The organism is Rhodococcus sp. ARC_M12, assembly GCF_022810385.1.
Taxonomy (GTDB): Bacteria; Actinomycetota; Actinomycetes; order Mycobacteriales; family Mycobacteriaceae; genus Rhodococcoides; species Rhodococcoides navarretei.
Genome location: NZ_JALGQI010000001.1, coordinates 158,700 through 185,397, shown reverse-complemented (window position 1 = coordinate 185,397; position 26,698 = coordinate 158,700). Strand labels below are relative to the sequence as shown.

The 26,698-nt window shown below is 66.1% G+C and carries 25 protein-coding genes; 24 read left to right on the top strand and 1 reads right to left on the bottom strand.

Translation table 11 applies throughout. The features are described from left to right. The first annotated feature begins 43 nt into the window (after positions 1-43). From MTX35_RS00815 to aroB, 9 genes are all read left to right on the top strand, one after another. Positions 44-1,453 (top strand): replication-associated recombination protein A, encoded by a 1,410-nt coding sequence (locus tag MTX35_RS00815; protein WP_243593143.1) that lies wholly within the window; start codon positions 44-46, stop codon positions 1,451-1,453. 42 nt (positions 1,454-1,495) lie between these two features. Next, positions 1,496-4,165 carry an alanine--tRNA ligase gene (gene alaS, locus MTX35_RS00810; protein WP_243593142.1) on the top strand — a complete coding sequence of 890 codons (2,670 nt, stop codon included), beginning with the start codon at positions 1,496-1,498 and terminating at the stop codon, positions 4,163-4,165. A gap of 5 nt (positions 4,166-4,170) precedes the next feature. Continuing rightward, positions 4,171-4,701 (top strand): Holliday junction resolvase RuvX, encoded by a 531-nt coding sequence (gene ruvX, locus MTX35_RS00805; RefSeq protein WP_374230208.1) that lies wholly within the window; start codon positions 4,171-4,173, stop codon positions 4,699-4,701. Further along, positions 4,698-6,110, top strand: coding sequence for an endolytic transglycosylase MltG (gene mltG / locus MTX35_RS00800; protein WP_243593141.1), 1,413 nt, complete (start codon positions 4,698-4,700; stop codon positions 6,108-6,110). The genes ruvX and mltG overlap by 4 nt, the downstream gene beginning before the upstream one ends. Before the next feature lies 1 nt (position 6,111). Next, on the top strand, positions 6,112-6,924 hold the full coding sequence (locus MTX35_RS00795) for a shikimate dehydrogenase (RefSeq protein ID WP_243593140.1): 813 nt from the start codon (positions 6,112-6,114) through the stop codon (positions 6,922-6,924). A 121-nt stretch (positions 6,925-7,045) separates the two neighbouring features. After that, a complete protein-coding gene (locus MTX35_RS00790) occupies positions 7,046-7,618 on the top strand; it encodes an A24 family peptidase (RefSeq protein ID WP_243593139.1) in 573 nt (190 codons plus the stop codon). Positions 7,619-7,630: 12 nt separating this feature from the next. Continuing rightward, positions 7,631-8,818, top strand: coding sequence for a chorismate synthase (gene aroC / locus MTX35_RS00785; RefSeq protein WP_243593138.1), 1,188 nt, complete (start codon positions 7,631-7,633; stop codon positions 8,816-8,818). Further along, on the top strand, positions 8,815-9,369 hold the full coding sequence (locus MTX35_RS00780; protein ID WP_243593137.1) for a shikimate kinase: 555 nt from the start codon (positions 8,815-8,817) through the stop codon (positions 9,367-9,369). The genes aroC and MTX35_RS00780 overlap by 4 nt, the downstream gene beginning before the upstream one ends. 10 nt (positions 9,370-9,379) lie before the next feature. Further along, a complete protein-coding gene (gene aroB, locus MTX35_RS00775; RefSeq protein ID WP_243593136.1) occupies positions 9,380-10,492 on the top strand; it encodes a 3-dehydroquinate synthase in 1,113 nt (370 codons plus the stop codon). Positions 10,493-10,583: 91 nt separating this feature from the next. Here the strand turns inward: aroB and MTX35_RS00770 are convergent, their stop codons facing one another. Continuing rightward, complete coding sequence (locus tag MTX35_RS00770) at positions 10,584-11,255, bottom strand: B-4DMT family transporter (protein ID WP_243593135.1); 672 nt, start codon at positions 11,253-11,255, stop codon at positions 10,584-10,586. 105 nt (positions 11,256-11,360) lie between these two features. Here MTX35_RS00770 and MTX35_RS00765 point away from each other — a divergent pair, with 105 nt between their 5' ends. From MTX35_RS00765 to metK, 15 genes are all read left to right on the top strand, one after another. Next, on the top strand, positions 11,361-12,464 hold the full coding sequence (locus tag MTX35_RS00765; RefSeq protein WP_243593134.1) for a Xaa-Pro peptidase family protein: 1,104 nt from the start codon (positions 11,361-11,363) through the stop codon (positions 12,462-12,464). Positions 12,465-12,540: 76 nt separating this feature from the next. After that, positions 12,541-13,104, top strand: coding sequence for an elongation factor P (gene efp / locus MTX35_RS00760; protein WP_008716608.1), 564 nt, complete (start codon positions 12,541-12,543; stop codon positions 13,102-13,104). A 1-nt stretch (position 13,105) separates the two neighbouring features. Next, on the top strand, positions 13,106-13,660 hold the full coding sequence (nusB, locus tag MTX35_RS00755) for a transcription antitermination factor NusB (RefSeq protein WP_243593133.1): 555 nt from the start codon (positions 13,106-13,108) through the stop codon (positions 13,658-13,660). A gap of 116 nt (positions 13,661-13,776) precedes the next feature. After that, positions 13,777-14,364, top strand: coding sequence for a bifunctional pyr operon transcriptional regulator/uracil phosphoribosyltransferase PyrR (gene pyrR, locus MTX35_RS00750; RefSeq protein ID WP_279395529.1), 588 nt, complete (start codon positions 13,777-13,779; stop codon positions 14,362-14,364). After that, positions 14,361-15,308 carry an aspartate carbamoyltransferase catalytic subunit gene (locus MTX35_RS00745; protein WP_243593132.1) on the top strand — a complete coding sequence of 316 codons (948 nt, stop codon included), beginning with the start codon at positions 14,361-14,363 and terminating at the stop codon, positions 15,306-15,308. Before pyrR ends, MTX35_RS00745 begins: the two co-directional genes overlap by 4 nt. Continuing rightward, the gene (locus MTX35_RS00740; protein ID WP_243593131.1) at positions 15,305-16,621 is read left to right on the top strand and encodes a dihydroorotase; all 1,317 of its coding nucleotides are present in this window, start codon (positions 15,305-15,307) and stop codon (positions 16,619-16,621) included. The genes MTX35_RS00745 and MTX35_RS00740 overlap by 4 nt, the downstream gene beginning before the upstream one ends. A gap of 4 nt (positions 16,622-16,625) precedes the next feature. Then, complete coding sequence (locus MTX35_RS00735; RefSeq protein ID WP_243593130.1) at positions 16,626-17,132, top strand: transporter; 507 nt, start codon at positions 16,626-16,628, stop codon at positions 17,130-17,132. Continuing rightward, positions 17,129-18,259: a glutamine-hydrolyzing carbamoyl-phosphate synthase small subunit gene (carA, locus tag MTX35_RS00730; RefSeq protein WP_243593129.1), complete on the top strand. Its 1,131-nt coding sequence runs from the start codon at positions 17,129-17,131 to the stop codon at positions 18,257-18,259. The genes MTX35_RS00735 and carA overlap by 4 nt, the downstream gene beginning before the upstream one ends. After that, positions 18,259-21,600: a carbamoyl-phosphate synthase large subunit gene (gene carB, locus MTX35_RS00725; protein ID WP_243593128.1), complete on the top strand. Its 3,342-nt coding sequence runs from the start codon at positions 18,259-18,261 to the stop codon at positions 21,598-21,600. Before carA ends, carB begins: the two co-directional genes overlap by 1 nt. Beyond that, entirely contained in the window at positions 21,597-22,424 is an 828-nt protein-coding gene (pyrF, locus tag MTX35_RS00720; protein WP_243593127.1) for an orotidine-5'-phosphate decarboxylase, read from the top strand. The genes carB and pyrF overlap by 4 nt, the downstream gene beginning before the upstream one ends. A gap of 202 nt (positions 22,425-22,626) precedes the next feature. After that, positions 22,627-22,947 (top strand): integration host factor, actinobacterial type, encoded by a 321-nt coding sequence (gene mihF, locus MTX35_RS00715; RefSeq protein WP_243593126.1) that lies wholly within the window; start codon positions 22,627-22,629, stop codon positions 22,945-22,947. A 5-nt stretch (positions 22,948-22,952) separates the two neighbouring features. Next, the gene (gene gmk / locus MTX35_RS00710) at positions 22,953-23,564 is read left to right on the top strand and encodes a guanylate kinase (RefSeq protein ID WP_243593125.1); all 612 of its coding nucleotides are present in this window, start codon (positions 22,953-22,955) and stop codon (positions 23,562-23,564) included. A gap of 72 nt (positions 23,565-23,636) precedes the next feature. Continuing rightward, complete coding sequence (rpoZ, locus tag MTX35_RS00705) at positions 23,637-23,942, top strand: DNA-directed RNA polymerase subunit omega (protein WP_032377808.1); 306 nt, start codon at positions 23,637-23,639, stop codon at positions 23,940-23,942. 23 nt (positions 23,943-23,965) lie between these two features. Further along, a complete protein-coding gene (gene coaBC / locus MTX35_RS00700; RefSeq protein ID WP_243593124.1) occupies positions 23,966-25,216 on the top strand; it encodes a bifunctional phosphopantothenoylcysteine decarboxylase/phosphopantothenate--cysteine ligase CoaBC in 1,251 nt (416 codons plus the stop codon). Positions 25,217-25,397: 181 nt separating this feature from the next. Next, the gene (gene metK / locus MTX35_RS00695) at positions 25,398-26,612 is read left to right on the top strand and encodes a methionine adenosyltransferase (protein ID WP_243593123.1); all 1,215 of its coding nucleotides are present in this window, start codon (positions 25,398-25,400) and stop codon (positions 26,610-26,612) included. Positions 26,613-26,698: the final 86 nt, after the last annotated feature.

Sequence of the window (26,698 nt, the reverse complement as noted above, 5' to 3'; positions counted from 1 at the left end):
CATCGTTCGCGTTTCCGGCGGTTCGATCGGTAGCGTGAAATCGGTGAGCGGCGGCATCGGTAGTGACATCTCGGGCGGGGACATCTCGGGGAGCGACGAGTTCGGCGACGACGGACTCTTCGACACGCCTGCCGAGCCGGACACGACGATCGCCGAATCCCGTCCGACGTCGACCTACGTCAGACCCGACGCGCCGCTGGCGGTGAGAATGCGTCCCACGACCCTCGACGAGGTGGTCGGACAATCTCATCTGCTGGCTCCCGGTGCGCCGCTGCGCCGGCTCGTCGAGGGCTCCGGTGCGTCGTCGGTGATGCTCTACGGTCCGCCGGGAACCGGAAAAACGACGCTCGCCTCGTTGATCTCGGGGGCAACCGGACGCAAGTTCGAGGCGCTGTCGGCCCTCTCCGCCGGAGTCAAAGAGGTGCGCAACGTCATCGAACTGGCGCGTCGTCGACTGCTCTCGGGCGAGCAGACGGTGTTGTTCATCGACGAGGTGCACCGGTTCTCCAAGACGCAGCAGGACGCACTGCTCGCCGCCGTCGAGAATCGGATCGTGCTGTTGGTGGCTGCGACCACCGAGAACCCGTCCTTCTCGGTGGTGTCACCACTGCTGTCTCGATCGTTGGTTCTGCAGTTGCAGCCGCTGGGGTCCGAGGACATCGAGTTGTTGCTCACGCGAGCCGCCAACGATCCGCGCGGCCTGGACGGTGCGGTGACCATCGCCGAGGACGCGATGGACCATCTGGTGCGCCTCGCGGCCGGCGATGCCCGCCGAGCGCTGACGGCTCTCGAGGCAGCAGCGGGTGCCGCGACCGACGGGATGCTGGACCTCGCGACGGTCGAGGCCAGCGTCGACAAGGCCGCCGTGCGATACGACCGCGACGGGGATCAGCACTACGACGTCATCAGTGCGTTCATCAAATCGATCCGAGGGTCCGATGTCGACGCCGCCCTGCACTATCTGGCGCGGATGATCACGGCAGGCGAGGACGCGCGCTTCATCGCTCGGCGTCTCGTGGTGCATGCCAGCGAAGACATCGGGATGGCCGATCCCACGGCGCTGCAGATCGCGACGGCCGCTGCCAGCGCGGTGCAGATGATCGGGATGCCCGAGGCGAGGCTGGCCCTGGCGCAGGCCACGATTCACCTGGCGACTGCGCCCAAGTCCGGTGCCGTGATCGGCGCTCTCGGTGCGGCGATGGCCGACGTAGCGGCAGGCAAGTCGGGATCGGTGCCGCCGCATCTGCGCGACGGCCACTACAAGGGAGCGCAGGGACTGGGAAACGCCGTCGGGTATCGGTATCCGCACAGCAGTCCCGGCGGCGTGCTGGGGCAGCAGTATCCGCCGGACGAGCTGGTGGGCGTGAACTACTACGAGCCCACCGAACACGGTGCCGAGCGCGAAATCGCGACCAGGGTGGGCAAACTGCGGCGCATCATCCGAGGCCGATAGGCCCTCGAGTCGGCACAGGGTCTCGGACGCTAACCTGTATCCGTGCAGACCCATGAGATCCGCAGGCGTTTCCTCGACCATTTCGTGAAGGCGGGGCACACCGAAGTACCCAGTGCGTCGTTGATCCTCGACGACCCGAACTTGCTGTTCGTCAATGCGGGCATGGTTCCTTTCGTTCCTTTCTTCCTCGGTCAGCAGACGCCGCCGTACAAGACGGCGACGAGTGTTCAGAAGTGCGTGCGCACCCTCGACATCGAGAACGTCGGTATCACCACCCGCCACAACACGTTCTTCCAGATGGCAGGCAACTTCTCCTTCGGTGACTACTTCAAGCGGGACGCGATTCGGCACGCCTGGTCGTTGTTGACCGACAGCGTGGAGGACGGTGGGTACGGGTTCGACCCCGAGCGCATCTGGGCCACCGCGTATCTCGACGACGACGAGGCGATCGAACTCTGGAAGGAAATCGCTGGTCTGCCCGACGAGCGCATTCAACGCCGTGGAATGGCCGACAACTACTGGTCCATGGGCATTCCTGGACCGTGTGGCCCGTGCTCGGAGATCTACTACGACCGCGGACCCGAGTTCGGCGCGGAGGGCGGTCCCGAGGCCGACGAGGATCGGTACATCGAGATCTGGAACCTCGTGTTCATGCAGAACGAGCGCGGCAAGGGGATCAGCAAGGACGACTTCGAGATCCTCGGTCCGCTGCCGAAGCAGAACATCGACACCGGCATGGGCGTCGAGCGCGTCGCGTTCCTGCTGCAGGGCGTGGACAACGTCTACGAGACCGATCTCGTGCGGCCGGTCATCGCCAAGGCCGAGGAGCTCTCGGGTCGCACCTACGGCAGCAACCACGACGACGACGTTCGCTTCCGCGTGATCGCCGACCATGCACGCACCGCAGCCTTGCTGATCTCCGACGGAGTCAATCCCGGCAACGACGGTCGCGGGTACGTCCTGCGCCGGCTGCTGCGCCGCATCGTGCGATCGGCCCGGCTGCTTGGGGCACCCGACGAGACGATGGCGCAGTTCGTCACCGTCGTGCGCGACACGATGGCCGAGTCGTACCCGAACCTGGTCACCGACTTCGACCGCATCCTCACCGTTGCGGTGGGGGAGGAGACGGCGTTTCTCAAGACCCTCACCTCGGGTTCACGACTGTTCGAGGGTGCTGCCGAGGCGGTCAAGGCGTCGGGCGCGAAGAAGATCGGCGGTGCCGAAGCGTTCGCGCTGCACGACACCTACGGCTTCCCGATCGACCTGACGCTCGAAATGGCTGCCGAGGCGGGTCTGTCGGTGGACGAGGACGGGTTCCGGTCGTTGATGGCCGAGCAGCGCAACCGCGCCAAGGACGACGCCCGCGCTCGCAAGCACGCACACGCGGACCTCACGGTCTACAGGGATTTCGTCGACGGTGCGCCGACCGAGTTCACCGGATTCGACGAACTCGGTTCGGACGCAACGGTGTTGGCCTTGATCTCAAACGGCGTCCGCGTTCCGACCGCGGTTGCGGGAGACTCGGTGGAGATCATTCTCGACCGCAGCCCGCTCTACGCCGAGTCCGGTGGCCAGATCGCCGACATCGGCACGATCACCGCGCCCGGCCTCGGCGTCAAGGTCAACGACGTGCAGAAGATCGCCAAGAAGCTCTGGACGCACAAGTCCGTGGTCGAGTCGGGTCAGATCACCGAGGGCGACACCGTCCACGTCGACGTCGACCACGCCTGGCGCAAGGGCGCGACCCAGGGCCACTCCGGCACCCACATGGTGCATGCGGCACTACGACAGGTCCTCGGGCCGAACGCGACGCAGGCGGGTTCGTTGAACAAGCCCGGCTACCTCCGGTTCGACTTCTCGTGGCAGGGCGCGCTCTCGGAGGCGCAGCGCGACGACATCGAGAACGTCGCCAACGATGCGGTGGGCTCGGACTTCGCGGTCAACACCCTCGTCACCGACCTCGACAGTGCCAAGAAGATGGGCGCGATGGCCCTGTTCGGTGAGAACTACGGCGACGAAGTGCGCGTGGTCGAGATCGGCGGACCGTTCTCGATGGAACTGTGCGGTGGTACGCACGTGCAGCACTCGTCGCAGATCGGCCCGGTCACCATCCTCGGTGAATCGTCGGTCGGCTCGGGAGTGCGCCGCGTCGAAGCATTCGTCGGCCTCGATTCCTACCGCTACCTGGCCAAGGAACGCGCGCTGCTGGCCGGCATCGCGTCCACGCTGAAAGTGCCTTCCGAGGAGGTCCCGGCTCGCATCGAGACCCTGGTCGAGCGCCTGCGCGTCGCAGAGAAGGAACTCGACTCGGTCAAGGCCGCTGCTGTGCTGGCCTCCGCCGGTGAGTTCGCCGGCAAAGCCGAGCGATTCGGTGACGTGCGTGCGGTGATCTCGCAGGCACCGGACGGGGTCGGCGGCAACGACCTGCGCACGCTGGTCACCGATATCCGGGGACGGCTCGGCACCGATCCGGCCGTGGTGGTCCTGTTCGGCACGGTCGGCGGGAAGGTTCCGTTCGTCGTCTCGGCGAACAAGGCCGCCCAGGAGGCCGGCATCGCCGCAGGCGAGCTGGTGGCGTCGTTCGGCCCGAGCATCGGGGGCCGAGGCGGTGGTAAGCCCGAACTTGCTCAGGGGTCGGGGTCGGACGTCGCCGGAATCGCAGCCGGTATCGATGCCGCCCGGGCTCGACTGACCGAACTCACGACCCACTGACGCTCGTGACAACTCAGGGGCGCGGCCCCGATCGGCCCGCAGTCGACGATCCTGGTCGCGGCCGTCGTATCGGCATCGACGTCGGCAGCGTCCGGATCGGTATCGCCTCCAGCGATCCCGACGGTGTACTCGCCACACCGGTCGAAACCGTGCCGCGATCGAAGATCAAGGGGCCCGACGCCCCGGACGTGGTGCGGGTGGCGGAGATCGTGGCCGAGTACGAGGCCGTCGAGGTCGTGATCGGGCTACCCAGAACTCTGCGCGGTGAGCGTGGCAGCGCCGTGGACGCGGCCGAGAAATTCGGGCGCTCCCTTCATCGGCGGATCAGTGACGTACCGATTCGGATGGCCGACGAACGACTGACTACCGTGACCGCAACGCGTGCTTTACGGGACAGTGGTGTGCGAGCCAAGAACCAACGATCGGTGATAGATCAGGCTGCGGCGGTGGCGATACTGCAGGGCTGGCTCGACGAGCGCCGTGCAGTATCGGATCGTGCAGCGAACAATCCAGGATCGACGGAGGTCGACGAGTGAACTACCAGGGTTCCGATCGGGACCGGCGAGATGCGCGCTCGGACGAGGCGCACACCGACCCGATCGGCTTTTCCGTGGACGAGGGCAGCGACTTCCAACGCCGCCTGCACGACCATCCGCAGCGTCAGGAGCCGCACCCCCGGCCCTCTCGCAGCGCAGATCGCGAGCCCGGTCACGAGGCCGGCGGCGGGGCGGCGCCACAGCAAGTCGGCCGCAGCCGCGCCGCGGGCCGCAAGGACCGAGCCGCGTCCAGCCGCAAGCGTCGCGGCCGGCTGGTGGCTCTGGTGCTCGGGGTCGTGCTGATCGTGGCAGTGGCGGGCGGAGGGTTTTTCGCCGTGAACAAATTCGGCAATCGCACGACCCCGAACGCGGACTTCGCCGCAGGCTCACCGGGGGACGGCGTGGTGATTCAGGTTCATCCCAACGACACCGCGCAGCAGATCGGTACCGAGGCAGCCGACAAGGGGGTCGTGGCCAGCTCGGGTGCGTTCCTCGAAGCGGCCCTCCTGAACAACGCCATCACCTCGGTTCAACCCGGCTTCTATCTGCTCGCCAGCAACGTGCCTGCCTCGCAGGCCGTGAGTGAACTCGTCGACCCCGCGTCCCGAGTGGGCAACATGGTGATCTCGGAGGGCCGACAGCTCCACGACGCGCGCGACGTGAACACCGATGCCGTCAAGAAGGGCATCTACACCCTGATTTCCGAGGCCAGCTGTGTGGACCGAACCGGCAGTGGAACCCCCACCTGCGTGAGCTACGACGATCTCAACGCGGCAGGAGCCGTGGACGATCCGGCTGCTTTGGGCGTCCCGGACTGGGCCAGCGATCGCGTCGAAGGTGTTCCGGACCGCGACCGGCAGCTCGAAGGTCTGATCGCTGCGGGAACCTGGGATTTCGATCCCAGCGCGTCTCCGACCGACATTCTGAAGCAGTTGGTGTCCGAGAGTGCGACCCGCTACGAGGACACCGGAATCCTGACCGCGGGCACCAACTCCGGGCTGACCCCGTACGACACCCTCGTCGCCGCATCGCTCGTCGAGCGTGAGTCCCTGCCCCAGGACTTCAGCAAGGTGGCCCGGGTGATTCTCAATCGCCTCGCGGTGCCGCAGCGGCTCGAGTTCGACTCGACCGTCAACTACTCGCTCGACACGACCGAGGTGGCCACCACCGACGCCGACCGGGCCCGCGTCACCCCGTGGAACACCTATGCCAGCGAGGGGCTGCCGGCAACCCCGATCTCCTCGCCGAGTATCGGTGCGGTGCAGGCGGTCGAGATGCCGGCCGACGGTGACTGGTTGTACTTCGTGACCATCAACCAGGCGGGCGAAACCCTGTTCACCCGCAGCTACGAGGAACACCTGGCGAACATCACCAGGGTCGAGGGTGGCTTCCTCGACAGCGGTCGCTGACGTGCGTGCCGCTGTACTGGGTAGCCCTGTCGAACACTCGAAGTCACCGGTGCTGCACTGCGCTGCGTACCGCGCGCTCGGACTCGACGACTGGAGCTACGAGCGTATCGACTGCACCGGTGAGCAGTTGCCCGACCTGCTCGACGGTTTCGGTCCCGAATGGGTCGGCGTGTCGGTGACCATGCCGGGCAAGGTCGCAGCTCTGGCGTACGCGACCGAACGCACCGCGCGGGCAGTTCTGGCGGGCTCGGCGAACACCCTGGTGCGCACCGCGTCGGGCTGGCGCGCAGATTGCACAGACGTCGACGGCGTCGTGGGTGCACTGCGCGACGCCGGAGTCGAGGACCTGTCCGGTAGCACCGTGACGGTGGTAGGTGCAGGGGGAACGTCGAGGCCGGCGATCGTCGCGCTGGCCGGGCTCGGGGCGGCTGCGGTCACCGTGATCGCGCGGTCGGCCGACCGCGCCCGGGACACACTGGACTGCGCCGTCGCCGCGGGGATGCGCGCGGAGTTCGCGAACATGACCGACCCTCGTCTCGCGGCTGTTGCAGCGAAGTCTGCTGTCTTGGTCAGCACCGTTCCCGCGGCCGGAGCCGCCGACATCGCGTCGGATCTCGCCCATGCGCCGTTGGTGCTCGACGCCATCTACGATCCCTGGCCGACACCCCTGGCCACTGCCGTGGAGGCGGCCGGTGGAACCGTCATCGGCGGATTGTCGATGCTGCTCAATCAGGCGTACGGGCAGGTCGAGCAGTTCACCGGCAGACCGGCACCGCGAGCGATCATGCGGGACGCGCTCACCACCATGCTCTGAGCTCGGCCCGGCGGCAACCCGCAGGCGGCGAGTTGTCCACAGGTGGTGAGTTGTCCACAGGGCAATGTTCCACCTGGGCGTGCGTCACCACCGGTCGCTGCCGCGATGCAACCCTTCGATCATGGTGAGTCTGGGTGTTGCGGTCGTGGTCGGTGCCGTTGTGGGGATGGCGATGCGCCGCTGTCTGGTCCGGTGGAGGCCTCGGCTCCTGCCGTTGCTGTCCGCGATCGGGACCGGATGGGTCTGGTGGCGGTTCGGCGGTTCCGAGTACGCGGTTCCGTTGTGCGCGGCGACGTGGTGGTTCGCCGCGCTCAGCGCCGTCGACCTGCAGCGACGCCGGTTGCCGAACGCCTTGACCGTCCCCGGTGCGATCGTGGTGACGATCGCGCTCGTGCTCGTCGGCTCGGCGGGGGCACTGCTCGGCGGCGCTCTGCTGTTCGCGATCTACCTCGTCGTTCATCTTCTCTCGCCCGCGGCGTTCGGTGCGGGGGACGTCAAACTCGCCTGGTCGGTGGGATCGATCGCCTGCGTGGGTGGCGGGGACGGATGGGTGCTCGCCGCACTGTCGGCACCGGTGACAACTGCCGTGGTGGGGTCGATCGCCGCGGCGTTCGGGCACCGGCGAGCCCGCATCCCGCACGGCCCGTCCATGTGCGCGGCCACCCTGCTGGCATCCGCGGCTTCGTTGGCGTGAAAAGATGTTCGAGTGCTGCGCTGGATAACTGCCGGAGAATCCCACGGACCCGCTCTCGTCGCCATCCTCGAAGGAATGGTCGCGGGAGTAGAGGTGACCTCGGACGACATTGCCTCTCAACTCGCTCGCCGTCGCCTCGGTTACGGCCGTGGTGCCCGCATGAAGTTCGAGGCCGACAAAGTGACCCTCACCGGCGGTGTCCGACACGGCCGCACCATGGGCGGACCGGTCGCGATCGAGGTCGGCAACACCGAGTGGCCCAAGTGGGAGCAGGTGATGTCGGCCGACCCCGTCGACGACGCAGTGCTCGCGGATCTCGCGCGCAATTCTCCCTTGACCCGGCCACGGCCCGGCCACGCCGACTTCTCCGGGATGCTCAAGTACGGCTTCGACGACGCTCGTCCGGTGCTCGAACGCGCCAGCGCGCGGGAGACCGCCGCCCGGGTGGCCATCGGCACTGTCGCCCGGCTGTTCCTGAAGCAGGCGTTCGGAGTCGACGTCGTGTCCCACGTGATCTCCATCGGGGCATCCGACCCCTATGTCGGACCGCCGCCCGCAGGTGGCGACCTCGACGCGATCGACGCCTCTCCGGTTCGCGCCTTCGACAAGGCCGCCGAAGAATCGATGATCGCCGAGATCGAGGCAGCGAAGAAGGACGGTGACACCCTCGGCGGCGTCGTCGAGGTCGTCGTGCACGGCCTGCCCGTCGGGCTCGGATCGTTCGTCTCCGGGGAACGCAAGCTCGACGCCAGGTTGGCTGCGGCTCTGATGGGCATCCAGGCGATCAAGGGGGTCGAGATCGGGGACGGCTTTGAGACCGCGCGTCGACGCGGAAGCGTCGCCCACGACGAGATCAAGCCGGGACCCGATGGGGTGCTGCGTTCGACCAACCGTGCAGGCGGAATCGAGGGCGGTATGACCAACGGCGAAGCACTGCGGGTGCGGGCGGCGATGAAGCCCATATCCACCGTGCCGCGCGCGCTGGCAACGGTCGACATGACGACCGGCGACGAGGCAGTGGCCATTCATCAGCGCTCGGACGTCTGTGCTGTTCCGGCCGCCGGTGTCGTGGCCGAGACCATGGTCGCCCTGGTGGTCGCGCAGGCAGCGTTGGAGAAGTTCGGTGGGGACTCGCTGGCGGAGACGACGAGCAACGTCGACCACTACGTGAAGGGCACCGCCGCCCGACCTCCACGATGACCCCGTACGCGGTCCTCGTCGGACCGCCGGGAGCAGGGAAGTCGACGATCGGTCGACGGCTGGCACAGGCTCTCGACCTGGACCTGTTCGACACCGATGTGGCCATCGAGCGAGACACCGGTCGTACGATCGCCGATATCTTCTCGCACGACGGCGAACCGGCCTTTCGGGAGATCGAGGAGCGGATAGTCGCCGGTGCTCTGGCCTCGCACGACGGGATCGTCTCCCTCGGTGGTGGTGCCGTGTTGTCGCCCGCGACCCGCGCCCTGCTGTCCGGGCACACCGTGGTGTACCTGGAAATCAGTGTGGCCGAAGGGCTTCGGCGTACCGGTGCGAACACCGTTCGGCCGTTGCTCGCCGGTCCTGACCCGCGTGCGAAGTACCAGGAACTGATGCGTCATCGGCGACCTCTCTATCGTTCGGTTGCCACGGTGCGAGTGCGCACCGACAGTCGCAGCCCGGCTCGGGTCGTGGGCCAGTTGGTGGCGAAGCTGACGGCGATCGCCCCTGTTCCCAAGCGCGATGCGAACGAGAAAAACCCCAACAGATGAAGGTGATTCGATGACAGAGCCAGTGCGCGTCCAGGTCGAGACTGCCAACCCGTACCCGGTGATCATCGGCCGAGGTCTGTTGACGGACCTGGTCGACGAGCTCGCCGGAACGGCCACCGTGGCGATCTTCCACCAGCCTCCGCTGGCCGAGACCGCGGAGGCAGTGCGGGCCGCGTTGGCGGACAAGGGCATCGATGCCCACCGCATCGAGATCCCGGATGCCGAGGACGGCAAGGACCTGGCAGTGGCGGGGTTCTGCTGGGAAGTCCTCGGCCGAATCGGTCTCACCCGAAGCGACGCCATCGTGAGTCTGGGCGGCGGAGCGGCAACGGACCTGGCCGGATTCGTCGCAGCGACCTGGATGCGCGGAGTCCGCATCGTCCACGTTCCGACGACGCTGCTGGCCATGGTCGACGCGGCCGTGGGCGGCAAGACCGGCATCAACACCGACGCGGGCAAGAACCTCGTCGGTTCCTTCCACGAACCGGCCGCCGTGTTGATCGATCTGGCGACGCTCGAGACCGTGCCGAAGAACGAGATCGTCTCGGGCCTGGCCGAGGTGATCAAGACCGGGTTCATCGCCGATCCGAAGATTCTGGACATCATCGAGGCCGATCCTGCCGCGGCGCTGGATCCCACCGGCGACGTTCTGCCGGAGTTGATCAGGCGCTCGGTCGAGGTCAAGGCGAAGGTGGTGGCCGCCGATCTACGCGAGTCGAACCTGCGCGAAATCCTCAACTACGGGCACACACTGGCGCACGCCATCGAGCGGCGGGAGCAGTACCGCTGGCGTCACGGTGCCGCGGTGTCGGTCGGTCTGGTGTTCGCGGCCGAGCTGGGACGCTTGGCCGGACGGCTGGACGACGCGACTGCCGACCGCCACCGGTCGATTCTCGAATCGGTCGGCCTGCCGGTCACCTACGACGAGGACGCGTTCTCGGATCTGCTCAAGGGCATGCAGACGGACAAGAAGAACCGGGCCGGGTTGCTGCGGTTCGTCGTTCTGGACGGTCTGGCCAAGCCCGGACGGTTGGAGGGCCCGGACCCGGCACTGCTCGTTGCAGCATTCTCCGCGGTCGGCCGCGAGGCCCCGACCTCGGGTGGGTCGGCCATTATGTTGTGACCTCGCGAGAATCGACTCGGGTCCGAACGAAGAACGGGCGGTGATCGACGCGCACAGCGTCGATCACCGCCCGTAGGTCGAGGTGGGGGAGTCAGGAACCGTCGGCGGTGCCGTGGCGGTTGCCGCGCTTGTCCAGCCGCGGCTTGCCGTCGGCGTCCACTGCCGAGAACACCTCGGTGTCTGCTTCGCCGTGCTCCGGGGCCCACTGCTGTTCGGACCTCGTGGGTTCTGCTTGCCGCCCGCGGTCGTCTCGAACGGATTCGGTGCGTTCGGCGTTCCCGGCATTGACCAGCTCGCGGTCGTGCGCGCGTTCGGCGTCCGATGTGGCCAGCTTCTTCTTGGCCTCGCGGTTGACGATCTGCCGTCCCACGAACACCGCGAGGCTGGCGGCGATGAAGATGGTGAGAATCGTGAACGCGGCTCCGGAGGTGAGCTCGAAGACCAGACCGTTCTGGCCCAGGCTGAAGTCGACGAAGAAGTCGACGATCCAGCTGAGGAGACCGCCGAGGAGTCCACCGACCACCGCGGCCTTGAGCCAGACCATGGTCAGGTCCTCGCCGTCGTCGGGGTCGGGATGCCTGCGTCGGTCGCGGATTCCGTCGATGCCGGCCCACACGATGATGACGAGCAGCACGAGGGCGTATGCCACCCAGCGCAGTGCCGATCCACTCAACGGCCACATCGACACTGCTGCCCCCAGCAGCAGTCGAACGACGACGTTGAACAATCCCATACTTATGCCACGCACTGCCCACCCAGTCATGCGGCACAGCATATCCGCACGTCGAAGTTCGTGTGTCGGGGCCCACAAAATCGACACCCGGTCGAGTGAGAAGAGGCCTGTGGAGCGACCGGTAATGTCGACTGCATGCCTGCCGATTTCGGTGCCCGTCGTGGTGCCCTGCGAGAACTGATGGCCACCGACGGACTCGATTCGATGTTGATCACCGATCTTCTCAACGTCCGATATCTGACGGGTTTCACCGGTTCCAACGCTGCGTTGCTGCTCTCGACGGCCGATTCGGTCGGTGCCGAGGATCGGACGGTCATCTGCACCGACGGTCGGTACGTCACGCAGGTGGCCGAGCAGGTGCCGGATCTGCGCGCCGAGATCGACCGGGCGTCGGCGATCCACCTGCTTCGTTCGGGTGCCGCGGGCAGCGGTGGTCGAGTGGGATTCGAGAGTCACGTGGTGACCGTCGACGCTCATCGAGCGTGGTCCGAGCTGGGCGGCGCTGTGGAGTTGGTGCGCGCACCGGGCGTGGTGGAGTCGTTGCGCATGGTCAAGGACGAGTTCGAGGTGGGGTTGCTCAGGGACGCCTGCCGCGCCGCCGACGACGCCCTGGCCCACTTGATCGGTGGGGGCGGCATCCGTGCCGGCCGGACCGAGCGTGAGGTCGCCCGCGAGCTGGAGTCGTCGATGCTCGATCACGGTGCCGATGCCATCTCGTTCGAGACCATCGTCGCTGCCGGGGCCAATTCGGCGGTCCCGCATCACCGGCCCACCGATGCGGTGCTGGCCGACGGCGACTTCGTCAAGCTCGACTTCGGTGCACTCGTCGGCGGGTATCACTCGGACATGACTCGGACCTTCGTCATCGGGACTCCCGCGCAGTGGCAGCGCGATCTGTACGAGCTGGTGCAAAGGTCGCAGACGGCCGGTCGAGAGGCTCTGGCACCCGGTGTGACCACTGCCTCGGTCGACGCCGCGTCGCGCTCGGTGATCGAGGATGCAGGGTACGGGGAGTACTTCCTCCACGGGCTCGGCCATGGGGTGGGCCTGGAAATCCACGAAGCGCCGGGAATCGCGAAGACGAGCACCGGTACACTGCTGAGCGGTGCAGCGGTCACCGTCGAGCCGGGTGTCTACTTCTCCGGTCGCGGCGGCGTTCGGATCGAGGACACACTCGTCGTTCGCGACGGGGGTCCGGAACTGCTCACCCTGACAAGCAAGGAACTCACGTCCGTCTAGCGCGCGGGCGGGAGCGAATCCCGCACGTGACCGACGGCGCGTCACGCGCACAAACGATTGAGGAGACGCGAAGCAAGTGGCTTCCACCAGCGATTTCAAGAACGGACTGGTTCTCAACCTGGAGAACCAGCTGTGGTCGATCATCGAATTCCAGCACGTCAAGCCCGGCAAAGGACCGGCATTCGTGCGGACCAAGCTCAAGAACGTGCTCTCGGGCAAGGTCGTCGACAAGACGTTCAACGCCGGTGTGAAGGTCGAGACCGCTACGGTCGACCGCCGCGACATGACGTACCTCTACCACGACGGTAGCGATTACGTGTTCATGGACGCCGACACCTACGACCAGCTCCCGATCGGTGAGGCCACTGTCGGTGACGGCGCACGCTTCCTGCTCGAGAATCTCCGGGTTCAGGTCGCCATGCACGAGGGCGTCCCGCTGTACGTCGAGCTTCCCGTCACGGTCGAGCTCGAGGTCAAGCACACCGATCCCGGCCTGCAGGGCGATCGCTCCACCGGCGGCACCAAGCCGGCGACCCTCGAGACCGGAGCCGAGATCTCGGTGCCGCTGTTCATCAACACCGGCGACAAGCTCAAGGTCGATTCGCGTGACGGAAACTACCTCGGGCGTGTGAACTCCTAACGTGTCATCGAAGAAGCCGACATCCTCCGCCTCGCAGAACGGTGCCCCCGGCGCGAAGAAGCTCGGTGCGCGACACAAGGCGCGCAAGCGCGCAGTGGACTTTCTGTTCGAGGCGGAGGCGCGCAACGTCGACCCGGTCAACCTGACCACCGAACGCATCGAACTCGCGCGCGGCGACGACACGATCGCTCCCGTCAGTGACTACACCAGGACGCTGATCGAGGGTGTGGCCGAGAATCTCGATCGCCTCGACGGAGTGATCGCCGATCACCTCAAGGACTGGACGCTGACCCGACTGCCTGCGGTCGACAGAGCCATCCTTCGCGTCGCGGTGTGGGAGCTGTTCCACGCCACCGACGTGCCACCCGTCGTCGCCGTCGACGAAGCCGTCGAGCTGGCAAAGCAGCTGTCCACCGACGATTCGCCCGGATTCGTCAACGGTGTGCTCGGTCAGATCGTTCTGGTCGCGCCTCAGGTACGCGCGGCGGCAGCGGCGGTTTCCAGCCGTACCCAGGCCGAAGCCACCGACGAGACGCCGGTCGACGCCGAACAGTGACCGAACGCTCTGCGGGCCTGCTGGTCATGGTTCGCAGAGCGTTGCTAGGCTCTACGCAGTTGTTGTCAGACATCCTTTAACGATCCGTCCAGAGAGGCGGAGAAGGAGGTCGTAGTTTGCCTGCGCCCGAAAGCTCGCCCGCGAACCCTGCCGTTCGAGAATTGCTGTCCTCGGCCGATGTGGGACGCACCATCTCCCGCATGGCCCATCAGATCATCGAGAAGACGGCCCTCGATGCTGCAGACTCGGCGCGCGTGGTCCTGCTCGGCATTCCCACCCGAGGGACCACGTTGGCGGAGCGACTCGTCGAACGTATCGAGGCATTCTCGGGCGTGCGTCCCCCGCTCGGTTCCCTCGACATCACCCTCTACCGCGACGATTTGCGGAACAAGCCGCACCGTCCGCTCGAACGCACGTCGGTTCCCGCAGGCGGTGTCGACGACGCACTGGTCGTATTGGTGGACGACGTGCTGTTCTCGGGGCGAACCGTACGGTCCGCGCTCGACGCCCTACGCGACCTCGGACGGCCCCGCGCCGTGCAACTCGCTGTTCTGATCGACCGCGGCCACCGCGAGCTGCCGCTTCGCGCGGACTACGTCGGTAAGAACGTCCCCACTGCGCGCACCGAGGACGTGTCGGTGCTGCTCTCCGAACACGACGGCCGCGACGGGGTCACCTTGTCCGAGGGAGGGTCCGCTCGATGAAGCACCTGCTCTCGGTCGCCGACCTGACGGCCGAATCGGCCACCGAGCTTCTGGACGAAGCGGAACGATTCGAGCAGGCGCTACTCGGCCGCGAAGTCAAGAAACTCCCGACACTGCGCGGACGCACCATCATGACGGTGTTCTTCGAGAACTCGACGCGTACCCGCGTCTCGTTCGAGGTGGCGGGTAAGTGGATGAGCGCCGACGTCATCAACGTCAGTGCCAGTAGCTCGTCGGTGTCGAAGGGGGAATCGCTCCGCGACACCGCGATGACGCTGCGCGCTGCCGGAGCCGATGCGCTCATCGTCCGACACCCGGCATCCGGTGCCGCACACCAAATCGCTCAGTGGACCGCCGACCAAGGCGCTGGTGGGGGTCCCGCGGTGATCAACGCGGGCGACGGCACGCACGAACACCCAACCCAGGCCTTGCTCGACGCCCTGACGGTTCGTCAACGACTCGGAGACATCGCCGGCCGTCGGATCGCGATCGTCGGCGACATCCTGCACAGCCGGGTGGCGCGCTCGAATGCGATCCTGCTGGCCACTCTCGGAGCCGAGGTGGTGCTGATCGCGCCACCGACCCTGCTGCCCGTCGGAGTGGCCGGCTGGCCGGTGCGGGTCTCGCACGATATCGACGCCGAACTGCCCGGGCTGGATGCGGTACTGATGCTCAGAGTGCAGGCCGAGCGCATGAACGGCGGGTTCTTCCCCTCCGCTCGCGAGTACTCGATCACGTACGGACTTTCGCAGCGCCGGCTCGACCTGCTGCCCGAGCACGCCGTCGTACTGCACCCGGGTCCGATGCTGCGCGGGATGGAGATCGCGTCCTCGGTGGCCGATTCTCCGAAAACTGCAGTATTGCAACAGGTTACGAATGGAGTTCACGTGCGGATGGCGGTGCTGTTCCGATTGCTGGTCGGTTCGGACGGGGGTGCGTCATGAACGCACCCGCAACCTCCGTCTTACTCCGCGGGGTATTGCTGTACGGGGAGGGTCCTGAAACCGACGTTCTGATCACCGGCGAGGAGATCGTCGGAATCGGCTCGGACCTCGACGCCGACGGTGCCGAGATCGTCGATGCGCGCGGCCAGATCCTGCTGCCCGGATTCGTCGACATGCACACGCACCTGCGCGAGCCCGGCCGCGAGGACACCGAAACGATCGAATCCGGTTCGGCAGCAGCCGCTTTGGGTGGCTACACCGCGGTGTTCGCGATGGCGAACACCGATCCGGTTGCCGACTCGGTAGTGGTCACCGATCATGTCTGGCGTCGGGGACAGGAAGTCGGTCTCGTCGACGTCCACCCGGTCGGTGCGATCACCGTCGGCTTGAAGGGCAAGCAGCTCGCCGAGATGGCCACGATAGCAGCGGGAATCGGCCGGGTGAAGATGTTCTCCGACGACGGCCACTGCGTCGACGATCCACTGATCATGCGTCGGGCGCTGGAGTACTCGAGTTCCCTCGGTGTGCTCATCGCTCAGCACGCCGAGGAGCCCAGGCTCACTGTCGGTGCCGTCGCGCACGAGGGTCCCACTGCGGCTCGGCTCGGACTGGCCGGTTGGCCGCGCGCGGCCGAGGAGTCGATCGTGGCACGGGACGCCCTGCTCGCCCGGGACGCGGGTGCGCGGGTGCACATCTGCCATGCGTCCACCGCGGGCACCGTCGAGTTGATGAAATGGGCTCGCGGACAGGGTATTTCGATCACCGCCGAGGTCACCCCTCATCACCTGCTGCTCGACGATTCGCGGCTCGAGACGTACGACGCGATCAACAAGGTGAACCCGCCGCTGCGCGAGAAGTCCGATGTCGACGCCCTGCGCAAGGGTCTGGCCGACGGTGTCATCGATTGTGTGGCAACCGATCACGCTCCGCACGCCGAGCAGGACAAGTGCTGTGAGTTCTCGATCGCCCGTCCCGGGATGCTCGGGCTCGAGACCGCACTGGCCATCATCGTCGACACGATGGTGACCCCGGGACTGCTCGATTGGCGCGGCGTCGCGCGGGTGATGAGCGAGCGGCCGGCCCAGATCGTCGGATTGTCCGATCAGGGGCGGCCCATCGAGGTCGGCGAGATCGCCAATCTCACGCTGGTGGATCCGAATGCCAGCTGGACGGTCTCGGGCAAGAAGCTGGCCAGCGTCGCGCACAACACGCCGTTCGAGGACATGACCTTCTCCTCGAAGGTCACCACGACGGTGCTGCGCGGACGAATCACCGTCCGCGGCGGAGTCGTGGCGAACAGAGCGGGAGAGTAGAGCCGTGGACAGAGTTCTCATCGTCATCGGATTCATCCTGTTCTGGGCGCTGATGATCGGGCTGATCTTCTGGGGTTGGCGAGGACGGCAGAAGCGCCAGGAAGACCGAATCGGTGACTTCCCGACTGTGCCCCAGGACCTGGGTGCCACCCACATCGAGCCGAGCACCGGCCTGTACGTCGGCAGCACCATCGCGCCGAGCTGGCAGGACCGCATCGCCGTCGGCGACATCGGCCACCGCGCCACGGGTGAGCTGTCGCGACACGAGAAGGGCATCCTGCTCGATCGAGACGGTGAATCTCCCATCTGGATCCCGGCGGAGTCGATTCGCGCGATCCGCACCGAACGCGGGTTGGCGGGCAAGGTCATGACCAAGGACGGACTTCTGGTCATTCGCTGGGAGCTCCCGACGGGGACCGAGATAGACACCGGCTTCCGGGCCGACGACAAGCAGATCTACCCGGTGTGGACAGCGAGTTCCACCGGAGAAACCAAGGAGGAAACCGCGTGAGCAGCGCAGTTCTTGTTCTGGAGGACGGCCGGACATTCCGCGGCACCACATTCGGCGCACAGGGGCGCACCCTCGGCGAGGCCGTGTTCTGCACCGGAATGACGGGGTACCAGGAGACACTGACCGACCCGAGCTACCACCGACAGATCGTCGTCGCGACTGCGCCGCAGATCGGTAACACCGGTTGGAACCAAGAGGACGGTGAAGCCGCCAGCGCCCAGGATCCCAACAAGATCTGGGTCGCTGGATACGTGGTCCGAGATCCGGCGCGCCGCACCTCGAGCTGGCGCTCGACCGGAACTCTGCAGGATCAGCTCGAGGCCCAGAATGTCGTGGGCATCGCCGGAATCGACACGCGTGCCCTGGTACGGCACCTGCGCACGCGCGGCTCGATGCGAGCGGGAGTGTTCTCGGGCGACGCACTCGGCACCTCGGACGAGATGCTCCAGCAGGTGGTCGGTCAGCCGTCGATGCTCGGTGCCGATCTCGCCGGTGAAGTGACCACCGGAGCCGGCTACATCATCGAGCCGACCGGCGATGCTCGATTCACCGTCGTCGCAGTCGATCTCGGCATCAAGACCAACACTCCGCGGATGTTCGCCGAGCGCGGTATCCGCGTGCACGTGGTGCCGTCGAACACCAGCATCGAGCAGGTTCTGGAATTGAACCCGGACGGTGTGTTCCTGTCCAACGGACCTGGTGACCCGGCCACGGCCGACACCAGTGTCGCTCTGACCAGGCAGGTACTCGAACGCGAGCTGCCGTTGTTCGGTATCTGCTTCGGCAACCAGATCTTCGGGCGAGCGCTCGGACGTGGCACCTACAAGATGAAGTTCGGCCACCGCGGCATGAACATCCCGGTCATCGAGCACACCACCGGCCGTATCGCGATCACCGCGCAGAACCACGGATTCGCACTCGAAGGCGAAGCGGGCGAGGAGTTCGACACCGACTTCGGCCGGGCTCGGATCAGCCACACCTGCGCCAACGACGGCACCGTCGAGGGCGTCGAGCTGATCGGCGGGAGTGCCTTCTCCGTGCAGTACCACCCCGAGGCCGCGGCCGGTCCACACGACGCCGCCTACCTCTTCGACCGTTTCACCAGCGTCCTTCAGGAGAAGAAGTAATGCCACGCCGCACCGACCTGAACCACGTCCTGGTCATCGGATCCGGCCCGATCGTCATCGGTCAGGCCTGTGAGTTCGACTACTCCGGCACCCAGGCCTGCCGAGTGCTGCGCGAGGAAGGGCTTCGCGTCAGCCTCGTGAACTCCAACCCCGCGACGATCATGACCGACCCCGAGTTCGCCGACGCCACCTACGTCGAGCCCATCACCGCGGAGTTCATCGAGAAGATCTTCGCTCGCGAGGCCGAGCAGGGCCACCCCATCCAGGCCGTGCTCGCGACCCTGGGCGGACAGACGGCTCTCAATGCTGCTGTCGCTCTGCACGATCAGGGCATTCTCACCAAGTACGGCGTCGAACTGATCGGTGCCGACTTCGACGCGATCCAGCGCGGCGAGGATCGACAGAAGTTCAAGGACATCGTCGCCAAGGTCGGTGGCGAATCCGCCAAGTCGGCCGTCTGCTACACGATGGACGAAGTGCGCGAGACCGTCGCCGAACTCGGCTTCCCTGTCGTCGTGCGGCCGTCGTTCACCATGGGCGGTCTCGGATCCGGTCTGGCCTACAACGACCAGGATCTGACCCGAATCGCAGGCGGCGGCCTGGCCGCGTCACCGACGGCGAACGTCCTCATCGAGGAGTCCATACTCGGCTGGAAGGAATACGAGCTCGAGCTCATGCGCGACGGCCGCGACAACGTGGTCATCGTCTGTTCCATCGAGAACGTGGACCCGGTCGGCGTGCACACCGGTGACTCGGTCACCGTTGCGCCCGCGATGACGCTGACCGACCGCGAGTACCAGAAGATGCGCGACCTCTCCATCGACATCCTGCGTGAGGTGGGCGTCGACACCGGCGGCTGCAACATCCAGTTCGCGATGGATCCGACCGACGGCCGACTGGTCGTCATCGAGATGAACCCGCGAGTGTCACGCTCGTCGGCTCTGGCGTCCAAGGCGACGGGCTACCCGATCGCCAAGATGGCCGCGAAGCTGGCCATCGGCTACACCCTCGACGAGATCGTCAACGACATCACCCGCGAGACCCCGGCGTGCTTCGAGCCGACCCTGGACTACGTGGTCGTCAAGGCACCGCGGTTCGCGTTCGAGAAGTTCCCCGGTGCCGACGGCACGCTGACCACGACGATGAAATCCGTCGGTGAGGCGATGTCGATCGGCCGCAACTTCACCGAGGCATTCGGCAAGGTGATGCGCTCGCTCGAAACCAAGCGCGCGGGGTACTGGACCGGCCCCGAGGTCGAGACAGAGAGCCTGGACGCTCTGTTGGCGGACCTGTCCGTTCCTCAGGACGGTCGGATGTACGGAATCGAGAAGGCGTTCGCGATGGGTGCCACGCTCGAGCAGCTCTTCGCGGCGACCAAGATCGACCCGTGGTTCCTCGATCAGTTCCAGCAGATCCACGAACTCGGCGTCCAGGTGCGCGAGGCCGCCGAATTCGACGAGGCGCTGCTGCGTCAGGCGAAGTACCACGGTCTGTCCGACCGCCAGATCGCGGCTCTGCGCCCCGAACTCGACGGTGAGGACGGCGTGCGGGCGCTACGCGACGAACTCGGTGTGCATCCGGTCTACAAGACGGTCGACACCTGCGCTGCCGAGTTCGAGGCCAAGACGCCGTACCACTACGGCACCTACGAGCTCGACCCGAACGCCGAATCCGAGGTCGCCCCGCAGCCGGACCGCCCCAAGGTACTGATCCTCGGCTCGGGTCCCAACCGCATCGGCCAGGGCATCGAATTCGACTACAGCTGCGTGCACGCGGCGCAGACGCTGTCCGAGGCCGGGTACGAGACGGTGATGGTGAACTGCAACCCCGAAACCGTCTCCACCGACTACGACACCGCCGACCGCCTGTACTTCGAGCCACTGACCTTCGAGGACGTGCTGGAGGTGTATCGGGCGGAGGCCGCGTCGGGCACGGTGCGAGGTGTCATCGTCCAGCTCGGCGGCCAGACTCCACTCGGCCTGGCCAAACGACTGAAGGCCGCAGGCGTTCCTATCGTCGGAACATCGCCCGAGGCCATCGATCTCGCTGAGGACCGCGGCGAGTTCGGCAAGGTGCTCGACGCAGCCGGACTGCCCGCTGCGAAATACGGCACCGCGACGACGTTCGACGGAGCCCGCGAGATCGCCGCAGGGATCGGTTACCCGGTGCTGGTGCGTCCGTCCTACGTGCTCGGCGGACGCGGCATGGAGATCGTGTACGACGAGGCCTCGCTCGCGACGTACATCTCCAACGCGACGGAGATCTCGGACGACCGTCCGGTACTGGTCGACCGGTTCCTCGAAGATGCTGTCGAGATCGACGTCGACGCGTTGTGCGACGGCACCGAGGTCTACATCGGCGGCATCATGGAACACATCGAGGAGGCCGGTATCCACTCCGGTGACTCTGCGTGCGCATTGCCGCCGATCACGCTCGGCAAGACCGACATCGAGAACGTTCGTCGGTCCACCGAGGCTCTCGCGAAGGGCATCGGCGTGCGTGGCTTGCTCAACGTGCAGTACGCACTCAAGGACGACATCCTGTACGTCCTCGAAGCCAACCCTCGTGCGAGCCGCACCGTTCCGTTCGTCTCCAAGGCGACCGCAGTGCAGCTCGCGAAGGCATGCGCACGAGTGATGCTGGGCGAGAGCATCGCCGAGCTGCGAACCGCAGGCATCCTGCCCGAGACCGGAGACGGTGGCACCGTCCCCGCCGGAGCCCCCATCGCCGTCAAGGAAGCGGTGTTGCCGTTCAACAGGTTCCGTCGCGCGGACGGCACCGGAGTGGACACTCTGCTCAGCCCGGAAATGAAGTCCACCGGTGAGGTGATGGGAATCGACTTCGACTTCGGTACCGCCTTCGCCAAGAGCCAGACCGCCGCATACGGATCGTTGCCTACGGGCGGCGCAGTGTTCGTATCGGTGGCCAACAAGGACAAGCGGTCGCTGATCTTCCCGGTGAAGCGACTCGCTGATCTCGGCTTCACCATTCTGGCCACCGAAGGCACCGCAGATGTGTTGCGGCGCAACGGAATCACATGCGAGCAGGTGTACAAGCAGTCCGGTGAGGACGTACCGGAGGGAGAGCGGACCATCGTCGACCGGATACTCGCCGGCGACATCGCCATGGTGATCAACACCCCGTACGGCAACTCCGGCCCCCGAGTCGACGGGTACGAGATCCGTAGCGCAGCGGTGGCACAGAACATTCCGTGCATCACCACCGTGCAGGGCGCGTCGGCAGCGGTGCAGGGCATCGAAGCCGGTATCGCGGGAGGCATCGGTGTTCGCTCGTTGCAGGATCTGCATGCCGGGCTGAAGGAAGGCCTGGTTCTGCCGTGAGTCATCGCAGTTGGTCGGATCGGTTGCGTTCTGCGGTGAGTGCGCGCGGTCGGCTCTGTGTCGGTATCGATCCGCATCCGGCCCTGCTGGAGGCCTGGGACCTGCCACGCTCGGCAGACGGTCTCGAAGTGTTCGCCGAGCTGTGCGTCGAGGCATTCGTCGGTGAGGTGGCGATCGTCAAGCCACAGGTGGCGTTCTTCGAGGCGTACGGATCGGCCGGGTACGCGGTGCTCGAACGCACTGTCGGTGTGCTTCGGGATGCGGGAACCCTGGTGATCGCCGATGCGAAGCGCGGCGACATCGGCACCACGATGGATGCGTACGCACAGGCCTGGCTGGAACCCGATTCTCCGTTGTCGTCGGATGCTGTCACGGTGTCGCCGTACCTGGGCTTCGATTCGCTGGGGGAGACCGTCGATCGAGCGGCGCGACACCGGCGAGGTCTGTTCGTGCTGGCTCGAACCTCGAATGCGGAGGGCTCTGCGCTGCAACAGGCTGCGACGTCGACCGGCGGGTCGGTGGCTCAGTCGATCGTCGACGCGGCGGCGACGCGTAATCGCGTCGATGCCGACACAGTGGGCTTGGTGGTCGGTGCCACTCGTGATCATGGTCTCGATCTGTCGAACTACACCGGTCCGATCCTCGCGCCGGGTCTGGGAGCGCAGGGAGCGACGGTTGCCGATCTCGCGGAGATCTTCCGCGATGCGCGTGAGCTGTTGCTGCCCAACTCCTCTCGGGGTGTCCTGGCTGCCGGCCCATCGGTGACGGCATTGCGCGACGCGGCCACGCGGTTGCGCGACGAGATCGAAGCCGGTCTCGCATAGACGATGCTGTGGCGCTCCGGCACTCGGGGGCGAGTTAGCGGTGAACGCGAGTCGTCGGTACGGTCGCTAGCGCTGCCGACGAACGGTGCTGGTCGCCCTCGCAGAGTGCCGACGACCGAGGCAGTGAAACACCGATGGTCGACGTACCGACAGTGATCGTGTGTGTCGTACCGCCCAGAACGAGAAGACGGAGGAACCGACAGTGGCCCTTCCCCAGTTGACCCCCGAGCAGCGCGCGGCTGCCCTCGAGAAGGCAGCTATCGCGCGGAAAGCGCGCGCCGAGCTCAAGGAGCGTCTCAAGCGCGGCGGCACCGATCTCCAGCAGGTGCTCAAGGATGCCGAGACGGACGAGATTCTCGGAAAGATGAAGGTGTCCGCCTTGCTGGAGGCCCTGCCGAAGGTGGGCAAGGTCAAGGCCGCGGAACTGATGACCGAATTGGAGATCGCACCCACCCGTCGACTGCGCGGTCTCGGGGATCGGCAGCGCAAGGCGCTGTTGACGAAGTTCGACTTCGAAGCCTGACGACAGTGAGTGACGCGGCGGCGGCATCGGCCCCGGAACAGAAGCGCGGCCGGTTGGTGGTGTTGTCCGGCCCCTCCGGCGTCGGCAAGTCCAGTGTCGTTCGGCTCGTGCGCTCGGCATTGCCGGAGCTGGTCTTCAGCGTGTCGGTCACGACGCGGTCACCCCGGCCGGGCGAGGTGGACGGTCAGGATTACCACTTCGTGTCGGCCGACGAGTTCGATCGAATGATCGCCGACGACGAGCTGCTCGAGTGGGCGAGTATTCACGGTGGTCTGCAGCGGTCCGGTACTCCGGCCGCACCCGTGGAGGCCGCCTTGGAGGCGGGGAGCCCGGTGCTGCTCGAGCTCGATCTGGCCGGTGCTCGGGCCGTGCGGGTGTCCAAGCCCGAGGCCCTGTTGGTGTTCATGGCGCCACCGACGTGGGACGACCTGGTCTCTCGATTGGTCGGGCGCGCGACCGAGGAGAGCGCTGCCACCGAGCGGAGGTTGGAGACCGCACGGGTGGAATTGGCCGCCCAGAACGAGTTCGACACGGTGGTTGTCAATACCGATGTCGACCATTCGTGCGAACAGTTGGTATCCTTATTGGTCGGTAGGTCGTCGGTCGGCAACAGCTGACCAGTTTCACGGCGCACGAGGCCCCGACCAGCTAGTTCGTAGCACCAACGATGCAATTTCAGGAGATCATCAGTGAGCAGCATTTCAGCGGCCGTTTCCGACTTCGACGGACGCAGCGCTCTGCCGGCCTACGACACGCCGCTCGGCATCACCAATCCACCCATCGACGAGCTGCTCGCCCGCACGTCGTCCAAGTACGCTCTCGTGATCTACGCAGCCAAGCGTGCGCGCCAGATCAACGACTACTACAACCAGCTCGGTGACGGCATCCTCGAATACGTGGGTCCTCTGGTCGAGCCGGGTCTGCAGGAGAAGCCGTTGTCCATCGCTCTGCGTGAGATCCATGCCGACCTCCTCGAGCACACCGAAGGCGAATAAGAACCTCACAGAGGACATCTGACTTGCACGTTGTCGTCGGAGTCGGCGGAGGTATCGCCGCCTACAAGAGTTGTTCGCTCATCCGTATGTTCACCGAGAGCGGGCACCAGGTTCGGGTGATCCCGACCGCGTCCGCGCTGGAGTTCGTCGGGCGCGCAACATTCGAGGCGCTGTCCGGCCTTCCGGTCCACACCGGCGTCTTCGCGGACGTGCCGGAAGTGCCGCATGTGCGCCTGGGCCAGGAGGCGGACCTGGTCGTCGTCGCGCCCGCCACCGCGGACCTCATGGCCCGCATCGCAGGCGGCCGGGCAGATGATCTGCTGACCGCCACGCTGCTCACCGCACGGTGCCCGGTGGTCCTGGCGCCGGCGATGCACACCGAGATGTGGGAACACCCCGCTACAGTTGCCAACGTCGCGACGCTTCGCTCCCGCGGCACGCACGTCATCGAACCCGCATCGGGTCGTCTGACCGGCCGCGACACCGGTTCGGGCCGGCTACCGGAGCCGGACGAGATCTTTGCACTCTCGATGCTGGTGACCGAGCGAGCGGATGCGCTTCCTCGGGATCTCGAAGGTCGCCATGTGCTGGTGTCTGCAGGCGGCACTCGTGAGCCACTCGATCCGGTCCGTTTCCTGGGTAATCGAAGCTCCGGCAAGCAGGGATACGCACTCGCGCGAGTGGCCGCCCAGCGCGGTGCCCACGTGACGCTGGTTGCCGGGTACACCAGCGATCTGGACGTTCCGGCCGCCGTCGACGTGGTGCACGTCAAGACTGCCTCGGACATGCAGGACGCCGTTCGGAAGCTGGCCGTCGGAGTCGATGCGGTGGTGATGGCGGCCGCAGTCGCCGACTTCCGCCCGGAGTCCGTCGCGGGAAGCAAGATCAAGAAGGGGTCCAACGAACCGTCGTCGATCCCCCTGGTGCGCAACGACGACATCCTTGCCGGCCTCGTCGCGGCCCGCCGTGACGGTGAGCTCGAATCGTCCACGGTCATCGTCGGGTTCGCCGCCGAGACGGGTGACGCGGACGGAGACGTCCTGACGTACGCGCGGGCCAAACTGGAGCGCAAGGGCTGCGATCTGCTCGTGGTCAATGCGGTCGGTGATGGCAAGGCATTCGAGGTCGACCACAACGACGGCTGGCTGCTCGGTTCCGACGGTTCCGAAGCTGCACTCGGAGAGGGCTCCAAAGCTCTCCTGGCGAGCCGCGTACTGGACTCGGTTGCGCAGCTGCTCGACGCGCGCGGTCCTCTATCGAGTTCGAGTCCGTGACCGTGCCGAGGGTGCGCGATCGATGTCGCACCGGATACCGTGCTGAGCACCACGTGTAGTGCCGTAGAGGTTTGCCTGGCTCCGGCAGGGGCGATAACACCGAGGGAACGTCAATTTTCGTGGAGTGCCCGACCGGCGCGAGGCGTCGGGTCGGGCAGCAACATGCGTCGAGAGGAAGTCCGTGAGCAAGTCCGGTAGCCGGCTTTTCACCAGTGAGTCCGTCACAGAGGGTCACCCCGACAAGATCTGTGATGCCATCAGCGATTCGATTCTCGATGCCCTGCTGACCGAGGATCCGCGCGCCCGAGTTGCTGTGGAGACGTTGGTCACCACCGGGCAGGTGCATGTTGCGGGTGAGGTCAACACCACCGCATGGGCCGACATCCCGAAGATCGTGCGCGAGAAGGTACTCGAGATCGGGTACGACTCGTCCGCCAAGGGGTTCGACGGAAACTCGTGCGGGGTGAACGTCGCCATCGGTGCGCAGTCTCCGGAAATTGCTCAGGGCGTGGATCATTCGCACGAGGCTCGGGTCGAGGGGCTCTCCGACGACGAAATCGATCGTCAGGGTGCGGGGGATCAGGGGTTGATGTTCGGATACGCCAACACCGATACTCCCGAGCTGATGCCGTTGCCGATCGCTTTGGCGCACAGGCTTTCCCGGCGGCTGACCGAGGTACGCAAGAGCGGTGTACTGCCGTATCTGCGTCCGGACGGCAAGACGCAGGTGACGATCGAGTACGACGGCGACGACGCCGTACGCCTCGACACCGTGGTGATCTCGACGCAGCATGCCGCCGATATCGATCTCGACAATCTGCTCACTCCCGACATTCGGGAAAAGGTGCTCAGCTCGGTGCTCGCCGAGTTGAACGTGCCGACACTGGACACGTCCGATGTGCGACTGTTGGTCAACCCCACCGGAAAGTTCGTGCTCGGTGGCCCGATGGGTGATGCCGGTCTCACCGGCCGGAAGATCATCGTCGACACCTACGGCGGTATGGCACGGCACGGCGGTGGAGCGTTCTCCGGCAAGGATCCGTCCAAGGTCGATCGCAGCGCTGCCTACGCGATGCGCTGGGTCGCCAAGAACGCTGTTGCAGCTGGGCTCGCGGACCGCATCGAAGTACAGGTGGCGTACGCCATCGGCAAGGCCGCGCCGGTCGGTTTGTTCGTGGAGACATTCGGCACCGAGAAGACCGATCCCGCGCGTATCCAGGCGGCGATCAGCGAGGTGTTCGACCTTCGTCCCGGTGCCATCATTCGTGATCTGGATCTGCTGCGGCCGATCTACGCTCAGACGGCGGCGTACGGCCACTTCGGCCGTACCGACATCGATCTGCCGTGGGAGTCCACCGATCGTGCCGGCAAGCTTCGCGAGGCCGCCGGACTCTGAGTTCGGCTTCGACCGTTCTGCACGTACCCTGCTCGCACCGGCTCGGTGCTCCGACATCGAGTGTGGGGTGAGAATCGAGGAGGAGG

Coding starts and splice junctions, on each gene's coding strand:
- MTX35_RS00790 (WP_243593139.1), top strand. CDS start 7,046: ATGGTGAGTCTGGGTGTTGCGGTCGTGGTCGGTGCCGTTGTGGGGATG.
- MTX35_RS00780 (WP_243593137.1), top strand. CDS start 8,815: ATGACCCCGTACGCGGTCCTCGTCGGACCGCCGGGAGCAGGGAAGTCG.
- aroB (WP_243593136.1), top strand. CDS start 9,380: ATGACAGAGCCAGTGCGCGTCCAGGTCGAGACTGCCAACCCGTACCCG.
- MTX35_RS00770 (WP_243593135.1), bottom strand. CDS start 11,255: ATGACTGGGTGGGCAGTGCGTGGCATAAGTATGGGATTGTTCAACGTC.
- MTX35_RS00765 (WP_243593134.1), top strand. CDS start 11,361: ATGCCTGCCGATTTCGGTGCCCGTCGTGGTGCCCTGCGAGAACTGATG.
- MTX35_RS00745 (WP_243593132.1), top strand. CDS start 14,361: ATGAAGCACCTGCTCTCGGTCGCCGACCTGACGGCCGAATCGGCCACC.
- MTX35_RS00740 (WP_243593131.1), top strand. CDS start 15,305: ATGAACGCACCCGCAACCTCCGTCTTACTCCGCGGGGTATTGCTGTAC.
- carB (WP_243593128.1), top strand. CDS start 18,259: ATGCCACGCCGCACCGACCTGAACCACGTCCTGGTCATCGGATCCGGC.